Source organism: Micropepsis pineolensis (assembly GCF_055392125.1).
On record NZ_AP042408.1, the window covers coordinates 2,364,129 to 2,376,196 of the forward strand.

10 protein-coding genes are annotated in these 12,068 nt (G+C 51.5%); 5 read left to right on the plus strand and 5 right to left on the minus strand.

What is annotated here, in order from left to right; all coding sequences use genetic code 11:
* Nucleotides 1-40: 40 nt before the first annotated feature.
* From ACZ5RI_RS10495 to ACZ5RI_RS10510, 4 genes are all read left to right on the plus strand, one after another.
* Nucleotides 41-1,765, plus strand: coding sequence for a cyclic peptide export ABC transporter (locus ACZ5RI_RS10495; RefSeq protein ID WP_464512636.1), 1,725 nt, complete (start codon nt 41-43; stop codon nt 1,763-1,765).
* Nucleotides 1,762-2,628 (plus strand): prohibitin family protein, encoded by an 867-nt coding sequence (locus tag ACZ5RI_RS10500; protein WP_464512640.1) that lies wholly within the window; start codon nt 1,762-1,764, stop codon nt 2,626-2,628. Before ACZ5RI_RS10495 ends, ACZ5RI_RS10500 begins: the two co-directional genes overlap by 4 nt.
* Before the next feature lie 4 nt (nt 2,629-2,632).
* Complete coding sequence (locus ACZ5RI_RS10505) at nt 2,633-3,778, plus strand: ABC transporter substrate-binding protein (protein WP_464512644.1); 1,146 nt, start codon at nt 2,633-2,635, stop codon at nt 3,776-3,778.
* A gap of 115 nt (nt 3,779-3,893) precedes the next feature.
* The gene (locus ACZ5RI_RS10510; protein ID WP_464512648.1) at nt 3,894-5,150 is read left to right on the plus strand and encodes a radical SAM family protein; all 1,257 of its coding nucleotides are present in this window, start codon (nt 3,894-3,896) and stop codon (nt 5,148-5,150) included.
* A gap of 121 nt (nt 5,151-5,271) precedes the next feature.
* Here the strand turns inward: ACZ5RI_RS10510 and fucP are convergent, their stop codons facing one another.
* Genes fucP through ACZ5RI_RS10535 form a run of 5 tightly spaced genes read right to left on the minus strand, consistent with a single transcriptional unit; the run spans nt 5,272 to nt 10,987 of the window.
* Complete coding sequence (fucP, locus tag ACZ5RI_RS10515; protein WP_464512652.1) at nt 5,272-6,528, minus strand: L-fucose:H+ symporter permease; 1,257 nt, start codon at nt 6,526-6,528, stop codon at nt 5,272-5,274.
* 51 nt (nt 6,529-6,579) lie between these two features.
* Nucleotides 6,580-7,014 carry an L-fucose mutarotase gene (gene fucU / locus ACZ5RI_RS10520; RefSeq protein ID WP_464512656.1) on the minus strand — a complete coding sequence of 145 codons (435 nt, stop codon included), beginning with the start codon at nt 7,012-7,014 and terminating at the stop codon, nt 6,580-6,582.
* Nucleotides 7,015-7,025: 11 nt separating this feature from the next.
* Complete coding sequence (locus tag ACZ5RI_RS10525) at nt 7,026-8,801, minus strand: L-fucose isomerase (protein ID WP_464512660.1); 1,776 nt, start codon at nt 8,799-8,801, stop codon at nt 7,026-7,028.
* 18 nt (nt 8,802-8,819) lie between these two features.
* Entirely contained in the window at nt 8,820-9,536 is a 717-nt protein-coding gene (locus tag ACZ5RI_RS10530; RefSeq protein WP_464512664.1) for a class II aldolase/adducin family protein, read from the minus strand.
* On the minus strand, nt 9,533-10,987 hold the full coding sequence (locus tag ACZ5RI_RS10535) for a rhamnulokinase (protein ID WP_464512668.1): 1,455 nt from the start codon (nt 10,985-10,987) through the stop codon (nt 9,533-9,535). The genes ACZ5RI_RS10530 and ACZ5RI_RS10535 overlap by 4 nt, the downstream gene beginning before the upstream one ends.
* Before the next feature lie 284 nt (nt 10,988-11,271).
* Between ACZ5RI_RS10535 and ACZ5RI_RS10540 the strand changes: the two genes are divergently transcribed.
* Entirely contained in the window at nt 11,272-12,063 is a 792-nt protein-coding gene (locus tag ACZ5RI_RS10540) for a helix-turn-helix domain-containing protein (RefSeq protein ID WP_464512672.1), read from the plus strand.
* Nucleotides 12,064-12,068: the final 5 nt, after the last annotated feature.

The following is a 12,068-nucleotide window of genomic DNA, read 5'->3' on the forward strand; positions in this document are numbered from 1 at the left end:
CCGCCGCCAGCACGAACCCATTTACACCCGAGACTTTATAATGAATGCACCACTGCGCTTCGGGATTCTAAATTTCCTACAGCGGGAAACCCAAGCCCTTAATAAAAAGCTGATTATACTGACAGCGGCGTCTGGTATTGCCAATGCCATGAATCTGGCCGTGATCAACGCGGCGGTCGAATCCATGCAAAAAGGTGGGCCATCCTGGCAGCATTTTCTATGGTTCGGATTATCCCTCACACTGTTTGTTTATTCTCTGCGCTATGTACTTTATGAATCTACACGGATTGCAGAAACGGCCATATGCAGCGTTCGCGTAAGGCTTGCGGATAAGATACGTCGATCTGACCTTCTGGCATTAGAAACGATTGGCGAAACGGATATTCACGCCCGAATAAGCCGTGACACGGCAGCTATTGCGCAGGCTGCCCGCCCCCTATTTGCTGCGGCACAATCGGCTGTAATGATTATTTTCACTATGGCGTATATCGCAACGATTTCACCGGTTGCGATGCTGTTGTGTCTTGCCATCATTGCTGGCGGGGCGGGAATGTATCTCAAAGATCGCAAGGGCTACGAAGATGGCTTGCAAGGATCTTTGAAACACGAAGATGAGCTTTTTAATGCCCTAACCGGGTTGCTTAAAGGGTTTAAGGAACTTCGCATTAATCATACGAAAAGCGATGACGTATTTAGTGACTTTGAGCAAACTGCCAATCGTGTCCGAGACGTTCGTACCCGTGTCATGCTTTTATTTTCGAACAATATCGTTTTTATTGAGATGTTTTTCATTATTTTACTTGGATCTATTGTTTTCGTTCTTCCGGTACTTTCGAATTCATTCTCCGGATCTGTAACAAAAATTGTGGCGGCCATTTTATTTTTCTTTGGCCCTCTCGGAAACGTCGTCACAATGATACCAATGATTTCACAAGTGAATGTTACGATTGATAATCTGCAACGTTTAGAAAAAACATTGGACGCCACATTAGCAAAATCCGCAAATTATGAAAACGCCCCACTGAGGGATATGAGCACTTTTAAATCTATTCATTTTGATGGCGTTTACTTCACGTACCACGATCCAGATGGAAATGCCACCTTCCAGGTTGGGCCAATTAATGGTGAGGTAAGACATGGAGAAGTGCTTTTTCTTATAGGCGGTAACGGTAGTGGAAAAACTACTTTCATGAAATTATTTACTGCACTTTATCAGCCAGAAAAAGGTGCGATACGTGTTGATAGCGAGCAAATTGGTCCGGCTAACATTCAGTCCTATCGCAACCTATTTTCAGCGATTTTTTCAGACTTTTATCTGTTCGATAAACTACATGGATTGAATAAATCCGCACCCGAAAAAGTTAATGCGTTGCTTAAGCTTATGGAAATATCTCATAAAACTGCATTCTCTAATGGTTATTTCACCAACACACACCTTTCAACAGGGCAACGTAAAAGACTGGCACTTGTCGTTTCTTATTTGGAAGACAAATCGATCTATATATTTGATGAAGTGGCGGCCGACCAAGACCCACACTTTAGGGGATATTTTTATGAGACTTTACTACCAGAACTCAAAAAAAACGGAAAAACCGTTGTCGTCGTAACTCACGACGATCGTTATTATCATATTGCAGATCGCGTTCTTCAGATGGATTACGGAACTTTACGAGACTTTGAAGCTTCCAAAAAATCAGGCGTTTCTAAACGCACTTCACTAATTCAGCGCACACCTAAAGCGCCTCCTCAGGAGGGTAGCGAATGAAAAATATTCTAAAATGGTTTTCCGAACAGCATCAAAAAATTAAAGTCCATATCAAAAGCCAAGCCCATTATTGGATCGTTGCAGGATTCATGATCGTTTTTGCTGCGATATTTTTTCATGATTCCTATCTTGTTTCGATTCACTCCGGACAATTAGGGGTGTTATGGCGCCGTTTAGGTGGCGGTACAGTCATCGATACAATATATGGAGAAGGCATTCATGTGATTTTACCCTTTAATAAAATGTATGTTTATAATGTGCGCAGACAGCAGTTTAACGATACCATTAACGCACTGACTGTAGATGGCTTAAATGTCCGTGTGCAGTATTCCGTCCGATATTTTTTACCTGCAGAAACCCTGGCGCTTCTGCATCAGCGATTTGGTCCGAATTATGTAGATGTTGTGGTTCGACCAGAAATGCGCTCGGTTGTGAGAACGGTGTTTGGGCAATACAAACCCGAAGAAATTTATACCGCGCAAAAAGCTATACAGGAGAGGGTCAGCGAGCTTGCCAAAATCAGATTAGAAGCACGCTTTATTGATTTGGATGATGTGCCAATTGAAAGCATTGCGCTACCTTCCCGAATTACACGTGCCATTGAAGATAAAATGGCTTACCAGCAGATGGAGGGTGAGTATGTTTATCGCTTATCTATCGCCGAAAAAGAAGCCGAGCGTAAGCGTGTCGAATCTGACGGTTTAAAAGTCTACAACGATACGCTTAATAAAAGCCTCACCCCATCTGTATTGAGCTGGTACGGCGTACAGGCGACCCAGGAACTTGCTAAATCTCCGAACGCAAAAACCGTCGTCATCGGAGCGGGACACTCAGGTCTGCCGATCATTCTCGGGAAGGATTGACAGCATGAAGAAACTGCTCTTTGGGGCGGTCACACTCGGTGTGCTGGTCTATTTTCTATCTCCCCAGTGGCTATCTCTTGATAAAATGGGGGAGCGACGCTTTGCCAATCTTGAAAAGCGACAAAATGAATTGGTGGTTGGCGTAAGTTGGCCAATCTCTGTTCGACGTGACGGAATGGTTCAGGGTCTTAAACTTGCACAAGACGAAATTAACGCACAGAGAGGTTCTAATATCCCGCCAATTCGGCTGGTAATTCGTGATGACAAAAATGACTGGAATACGGCTAGGAAAATTGCGCTTGAATTTGCCAATTCCCCAGAAATGAGTGCCGTTATCGGTTACGATGAGGATAGCATAGGCATACGAGCCTCCTCCATTTTTGAGACAAGTCGCCTATTACATATCATGGTGAATATCAACAACCGTGCAATGACTATGCATGGTAACAAGTATATTATTCGAACAGTTCAAGCGACCGATCAAATTGCAAAATTTCTTGCCGTTTCTTCTCAGCTGGGACGAAAACCGCAAAGATACGCAATGGTTTGGGAAGAAGATGCCTACGGAAAAGACATCGCGTACCAATATCGCATTGCTCAGGATGCACTAGGAAGCCAATTGGTTTACCAAGCACCCTACCCAACAAGCCATTCCGATTTCAGATTGACCGTCAATAAGATAAAAGAATCTAAACCAGATATTATTTTATTTACTGGACAAGATGCCGATACAGCAGACTTTCTTCATAAAGCGCAGCTTGTTGGGATTACCACACCCATTCTTGTCGCCAGTGATCTAACAAAAAATATTATCGATTTATCCGGAACAGCCATTAAGCGAGCCAACTTTATTGGGCTCTATGATGTTAATGGACTGACGAAAAAAAATAGAGATTTTGTTGCAAAATACAGGTCGCGTTATGGACAAGATCCCGACACATCTGCCGCACAAGGATATGACGCGCTACATATCCTTGCTGAAGCCGTTACGTTGTCCGGATCAGAAAACCCATTAGATCTTGCATATACCATTCGATACATGCCGCACTGGGTTGGTGCCAATGGGGATTATCACTTTGATGGTAATGGTGAGTTGCTGGATAAGCCTCTCTCCATAGAGCGTTACGAAGAAATAAAATCCCAGAAGTAGCGACAAACGAGCCAGAATAATAGCCATAACAGTAAAAGCGTTACAATTTCATGCTGGATACACATCAAGCACAAATCGCTAATAATTTAAATCCTGGCCTAGGAGGGTCTCCCAAATGCCCAACTACAATAATCTCGAAATGCATGGTGAAGCACATACCCTTCCAAACTTCACCCCAATTATGATCGATAATGCGCTGGTAGATTCTCTCAACCTTCCCTACCCTGTTCCTGCAGAAGTACGCGCAGCTTTGGCAGCTGGCTCGAAGCGCTATCAGACGCTCTTCGATAATAACGCACTTCAACCAAGCTCGACCTATCTTGAGGCTGAGACGGATTCAGACCAAGAACTTGAAATTCACAACTACACGAACATCTGCCCGACAAATGTTTTTGAAGTAACTCCGTCGGTAGGGTCGTGCTCGATATCCTGTCAGTATTGCCTTGTGACAGATGGCAATCAGTGCAAGCAGATAACTGTTTTCACAAACTACACGGAAAAACTAAAAAAATCGCTTGAGAGAAACACTAACAATTCTGTTTTCTATTATTTTTCACCCAAAACTGACGCCTTTAGTGAGCCACATCTTGTCTCTGGCGTTGCTCATGATATTTTACGAACGTTCATTAATCATTATGATCGTCACCCTGACTCATCCGTTCGTTTATTCATCTGCTCCAAAGCGGGTATGAAGCAGGTTAGTGTTACGCATCGTGGAGATACGATTTTATCACTGGCCGGCAAACTGGCTGGTAACGCGCAATGGAATGGCTCAATCGGAATTATGCCGCAATATCTGCGCAATATTCTCGAGCCACATGCCGGTACAATTGCAGATCGCTTAGAGGTAATGCAACGCTGCCAGCAATTGGGCTTGGTATCGAGTTCAGTATTATGCCAACCGCTAATCCTGCCTTACCTGACACCAGAATGTGTTGAAGAATACATTTCTGCGCTGGCCGCCGCGGGGGTTGTCAATATCAAGCCAGAATTTTTAACGGCTGATCTGGCAAATCTTTCCCTTATTGCACAATATATAAATCACTTTGACCCTGCATTACTGCCTGAGTTTTTCCAATCTTACCTGATGGAAGAAAATCAGACGCATATAAAACAGCGTTCACGCTTAGCCCCTGAAAAATCTATTTGTGTTGAAAAACTCAAACTGATTCAGGAAACAGCACAGCGTCACGGCATCTCTATTAGCATTTGTAATTGGGTCAGGCGTGAATTATCTCAAAAGGCAAATTGGATTAATACCATTGCCAAGGATACCGGATCCGTCAGCAACGGATACGCCTGCCTTGGCTATTACATTCGCTTTTTTGAAGGACAAAAGAAAAAAACTTCGGCAGGTGCAAGTGCAGAATAAAGTATAACCATCGCCTAAAATCAAAGTGCATTTACCTTGGGCCGGTCGGTTTTAAGTAATATGCCGGCCGGCCCCACATAAGGCATCTCCGGGCGTGATACGAAGATGCCCCCACGAAATTTTAAGGTGTTACAACTTTTGACCGGTGATGCAGGACTGGGCGCCATTCAGTGCTGCTGACCAACGAAAAAGCTGTCACCACCAAGAAGCATAAGCACGGCACAATCATCGCATACTGCATTGACGATGCACCGGAGATCAGCCCCATTACCGGTGGGGCCACCGCCCCCCCAATAATTGCCATCACCAAAAATGACGATCCGGGTTTAGTGAGCGGCCCCAAACCGCGGATAGCCCCGGCAAAAATGGTCGGGAACATGATCGACATGAAGAAGCTGGTCGCAGCCAGACACATCACCCCGGTCCAACCGCCGACAAGGGTCGCCCCCAATGTCAATGCCGCTGCGATGGCGCCATAAACCGCCATCAACCGTTCTGGCATAATTGTCCCCATAAGCGCCGTACCAATGAAGCGCCCAACCATGAAGGCAAACTGCGACCAGAACAAAACCTCAGCTGCCTTAGTAACGGTAATGCCTGGCACGGCATGCTGGGTATAGCGTATGGTAAAACTCCACACCCCGACCTGTGCCGCGATATAGAAAAACTGCGCTGCCACGCCAAACATAAAGCGGGGATGATGCAGAAGCGGCTTGAACCCGCCCGACACGCTGCCCTTTTCCACCCGGGCAGTCGCAATTGGTGGAAATTTCACCAGATAGATGACCAAGGCAGCCAACAAAATACATCCGGCAATCACCAAATAAGGCCCGACAACCGCAAAGGATAATTGCTGCGCAGACTGGCTCTCATCGGAAAGAATGAAACAGCGGCCGACAAAAACACCAGTCAGCACCCCAAGTGGATTAAATGCCTGCGCGAAATTCAGCCGCCGCCCAGAGCTTTCCACGGAACCCAGTGCCGCAACCAAAGGGTTGGCCGAAGTTTCAAGAAAAGCCAATCCACTTGCAATGACCAATAGCGCCATCAGGAAAAAGCTATAAGCATGCATACGCGCTGCTGGCAGGAACAAAAACGCACCTAAGGCAAAAATACACAGCCCAAACACTACCGCCGCCTTATAGCCGAAGTGACGCGAGAATATTGCCGCCGGGATCGCCAGCAGAAAATACCCGCCATAAAAAGCCGACTGAACCAGACCGGTCTGCAGGTCGGTCAGCACAAAAGCCTTCTTGAACTGCGGAATCAGAATGTCATTGAGACTGTTGGCAATGCCCCAGGCAAAAAACAAACTGACAATCAAGACGAACGCCAGCGTATAACGCTGAGCCTTGCCCTGCGCACCATCGGTACTCATGCGTGTCCTCCCTGACCGAATTTTCCGGCCTTATTTTTTGTTTGCCGCTCCTTACGCGAGCGGCGTTACGCCCTTCTTCAAAATAATATTGCCGTACTTGCCGGTTTCCCCAGTGATCACCACAGCGAAAGCCGACTTGGCACGCTCGTAAAACGCAAAGCGCTCTATAAAGTTAGTATCTGGCGCATCCGGCGCGAAATGGTCGATTTCTGCACGGTAAGATGCCAGCAAGTTCTGATCGAGACTGTCGCCCGGCACCGGTGCCATCATGATAACAGGGGCTGAAACATAGGCATCCAGCACGAACAAAGGCAGGATGGCCGCCAGCAATGGGGCCACCCGCACCCCGTCAGCACGCAAAACACGACGATTAAATGTCTCACCGGGGAAATGCGCATCGGCCAGCACAATCTCGTCGCCATGGCCCATGCGGGCGAGCACGGCCAACAGATCTGGCGAGATCAGTGGTGAAATACCTTTCAGCATTTTGCCCATCCTCAACCGTACAGCGGGCCATAGGCGGCACAGGCGCGATAATCTGCCCCCACGGGCTCCATGCCAAACATGTTCCAAGCGCTGGGGCGGAAAATCTCAGCCTCGGCCACATTATGCATGGCAACCGGAATGCGCAGCATCGCCGCCAGCGCCATCAGATCACCGCCAATATGGCCATAGGAAATCGCCCCGTGATTGGCCCCCCATGCCGCCATGACATGATAAACTGACTGGAACGGTCCGCCCCCAGTCAAGCGCGGCACGAACCATGTTGTCGGCCAGGTTGGGTCGGTCCGCTGGTCGAGGGTATCATGCACCACCTTGGGCAGGCTGGCACTTTGCCCTTCGGCAATCTGCAACACCGGGCCAAGACCATCGACCAGATTCACGCGCACCATGGTTAGCGGCATGCCGCCCCGGGTGGCGAAATTGGTCGAATACCCACCGCCACGGAAATAATCGACATTGGCCGGACGGAACTGCGTTGCCTTCAGACAGGCAGCCATATCGGCGTCGGTGACATCCCAGAACGGCTTTATGGCCGGGGCCCCCCCCACCATCATCTCGCCAGTGGCATCCAGACAGGTTGCCCCCGAATTGATCAGATGGATGACACCATTGGCCGCCGCCCCTTCCGGCTGCCAGCCGCTGACCCGGGCAATCGCTTCCGGGCTCCAGAAGGTGCGCACATCCGAGAATATCTGCGCCCGCTGGGTCAGCAGATAGTTGAACAACATGCCGACACCGTTAAGGCAATCATTCTCCGTCGCCAACACGAAGGGTGTCCTGGGCCCGTTCCAGTCAAACGAAGTGTTGAGCATGGTTTCAAGGAAATCGCCGTTGGGCATGAAGTCGGTCCACTGCCGTTGGCCCTGAAACCCGGCCAGAATGGCGTGATGGCCGTTGGATTCCTCGTGCAGCCCCATTTCGGCAAGCCTTGGGTTACCAACCATCAGATCGCGACCGATCATCGCCATCTGCACACACTGTTCCCATTCGCGTTTTTTGAGTTCCGGGCTATGCTGTTTTTCCGGTGGGTTGATATCAGCCCCTTCGGTGCAATGGGCTTCTACCCAGCCCATCGCCTTTTTAAACTCGTCATGATCGAAGATGCCAAGCTGCAGGCGGCGCTGAACCTCGCTCATATCAATGCATTCAGGGCGAATGCCGAGATATTTCTGAAAGAAGGCCTGATCGACGATCGAACCGGCGATACCCATCGACACCCCGCCGATGCTTAAATAGGCCTTGCCGCGCATATGCGCCACCGCCAGCGCCGCACGGACAAAGCGCAGAATTTTTGCTTCGACATCGGCAGGAATGCTACGGTCGGCCTGATCCTGCACATCGCGGCCATAGATGCCGAAAGCGGGTAAGCCTTTCTGGTTATGCGCCGCCAGCACCGCGGCAAGATACACCGCACCCGGACGTTCTGTACCGTTGAAGCCCCACACCGCTTTAGGAATCTGGGGATCGAGATCCATGGTTTCCGAACCATAACACCAGCACGGCGTGACGGTGATTGTGGCCCCCACATTGAGGTGGGCGAATTTGTCGGCGCAGGCCGCAGCCTCGGCAAAGCCGCTGATGGTGCGATCGGCAATGACGCATTCCACCGCCTTGCCGTTGGGATGGCGCAGCGTTTTGCCGATCAGTTCGGCCACCGCATTTGCCATGCCCATGGTCTGGGCTTCCAGCGTTTCGCGCACACCGGCCCGCCCGTCAATAGTTGGGCGAATACCGATTTTGGGCAGATCACCGTCGAAAACAGAGTTCATAAAATCCCTCCAAGGTTCTTATTCTAATTTATCGCCACCCCGTTCGGGCGGCACGACGGCATTGGCCGGATCGAAGACAATCTTCGTCAGTTCGTCCGGCTGTTTGCCGTAAGTTTTGAAGCGCTCCAGCACCACCGCCATGTCCGGGCCAGACAGCGTGACGCCACAACCAAGCATCCGCGTCGCGATATAGGTGCGGGCGAGGTTTTCCACCTCTTCCAGCAGACAGAAAGCCTTTTCGATGGTGGCACCCAGCACGATGACGCCGTGATTGCCAAGCAGGCAGGCGTTGCGCGGCCCCAAGGCGTCCAGCGCCATCTCGGACAGCTCCGGCGTGCCGAAGGGCGCATAGCCCGAGCATTTGACGACATCGCCGCCCGCCGCCGCGATCATGTAGTGGATCGGCGGAATATCGAGGTGGCAACAAGCCAGTATGGCGCAATGGGGCGCGTGGCTGTGCAGCACAACATTGGCATCGGGCCGCGCCTTTAAGATGGCGTAATGAAAACGCCATTCTGAGGTCGGAATGTAATTGCCGTAATAGCGCGCCTGCCAGTCCATCTCGACGATATGTTCGGGCTCAAGCGCCTCATAGGCCATGCCGGAAGGCGTAACCAGAAAGCCTTTACCGATGCGTGCCGACAGATTGCCAGCCGAACCGACATTCAGTCCGGCCGCATTCATGCGCAGGCAGGTGGCGATCATTTCACGGCGTAAACACAATTGGTCCGTCATACGAGTTCCTGATGATTGGTACAGATTTTATCGAAACGTGCGACTGCTGCGTCCAGCCCCGGCAAAGGGATCGGGTCGCAGCGGGTTGGGGCAAAGCTGTCGCGCACCAGGCGGCGGGCAGCGGCGGCATCGGCCACCACGCCCATCGAAATCAACTGCGCCAGCCCATTACCCAGCGCGGTGGCCTCCCCCGGCCCGGCCCATACGGTAAGCCCGGTCGCCGCCGCGCACAATCGGTTGAGCAGATCCGCATGCGCACCGCCCCCCACGACATGCAATTGGCGGATGGCCCGGCCGGTCAGCGCGGATAATTCAGTAATTTTGCTGCGATAGAATAAAGCCAGACTGTCATAGGCGCAGCGCACCAGCTCGTCCGGGGTTTGCGGCACTGCCTCGCCGGTTTCGCGTGCCGCCATACGGATTTCAGCAATCATATCCGGTGGGGCCAGAAACCGCGCTGCGGCCGGATTGATTAATGTGCGCATTGGCGTAGCCTCAGCCGCCGCCAGAGCCAGCGATGCAATGTCGGCCCCGCCGAGTTGACGGCTGATTTCCTGCACCAGCCACAGACCGGTAACGGTTGATTGCACGCAGAAGGTTCCGCCAAACCCCGCCTCGTTTCCGATGCCTGCGGCCAAAGCTGCGGGCCCGGTAAACGGCACCGAGGATTCGACACCCAGGATCGACCATGTGCCACTCGACAAATAAGCCCAGTCATCCCCCACCGCCGGAACGGCCAGAATGGCCGACTGGGTATCGTGAGAGGCCGGGGCGATCACCTGAGCGTTAAGCCCAAAGGGTGATCGCACCGGCCCTAATGCCGTGCCAGGAGCAACCAGCAACGGCAAAACGGTATCGGATAAACCAAGATGACATAAAATCGGTGACAGCCACCCCCCATCAAGCCCCAGCATCTGGCTGGTCGATGCGAGGGTCCGCTCATTCGCCGCCACACCCGACAGCCAATAATGGACATAATCGGCGGTAAACAGCAGGCGGCAGGCCGCGGCAATATCCTGTGGCACCTCATCCTGCAAGGCAGCCAACTGATACAATGTGTTGAACGACATATTGGGAATGCCGGTGGCGGCATAAAGATCCGCAGGGCCAATATGGGCCGCGATCATATCAATCTGCCCAGCACTACGCGGATCACGGTAAGAGACCGGCGCCCCGATCATCTGCCCGGCACCATCTAGAAGAACATAATCGACACCCCAGCTATCCGCCCCCACACTGGCATATGGTACGCCGGAAGCCCCTGCGGTGCACAATGTCTGCTCAAGCCAGGAAAAAATCTTCGGATAATCCCAGATCAGATGGCCACCCTGTGAGACCGGGCCATTGGCAAGACGGGCAAGCTCCTGCAGATGCAGCCGCTCGTCCACCAGCGCGATATCAACCACGCGGATGCTGGAAGCACCGAAATCGAGTGCCAGACAATGGACCATAGGTCCCTTCCCGCCCTTACAAAGCCCAGCAGACAGCATGGCAAACAGCCAAACGGTCTGCGGTATAATTTGCGTTTCCCGATCCTGCCCGTGTATCCGGGCTATGGATTATTATGGTTAGGATAGGATCGACAAAGCCGCCAATAAATGGCTATTGTTGGCAGTGATATGGATATTATTGGCTTTCACATATGCGCCACGCCACCTTACCAATCCCTCCATCAGTGGTCGCCCCGGCTTTCTTTTCGGCGCAGGTCGCCCACTCGCGGCGGTTTTACTTCGGCATGGCCCCAGCCCCAAAAGCCCTGACGGTTGCCTGTGGCGGTTTGGAAATCTGCGCCCCTGACTATGCCATCCGTCGTGACGGCTTGCCCTTTTTTTGTCTGGAATATGTCGTCGCTGGCAGCGGCTGGCTAAAACTGGGTGAGGAGCAGAACGCACTGTCCGCCGGACGGGTTTTTGCCTATGGTCCCGGCACAGCGCTGGAAATTGGCTGTAAAGCCACTGATCCGTTTAGCAAATACTTTGTCTGTTTTTCAGGCAACCGCGCAGAAAAAATCCGATCATCCATTTTACCCGGTCCGGATCATGTGGCACAGGTTTACCCGTCCCATGCTCTGGCCCCCTTGTTCGAAGAGATGATCCAGGCCGGCGTGCGCGGGGGGAGCCAGAACAGCGAATTATGTGTCCATCTGCTCGATTGCCTGGCGTTGAAGATCGCCGCCTCAGCAGCACCGCTTACCGGGCCGGAGACCGTGGCCTTTGCCACCTATCAACGTTGCCGCCGCCATATCGAACAGAATTTTCTCTCATTGCACAGCCTGACCGAAGCCGCCGCAGCCTGCCGCGTGACTGAAGCCTATCTGTGTCGCCTGTTCCGCCGCTATGAACAGACCAGCCCCTATCAGTTTTTGCTACGCCTAAAGATGCATCATGCCGCTACGCTGCTGCAGCAATCGGATGCGTTGGTTAAACAGGTAGCGGAAAGCATCGGATTTTCTGACACCCTGCATTTTTCACGGGTGTTTCGCAAAACCCTGGGGCTACCGCCGACGCGGTTTCGTGGCGTGCGTTAAATCAA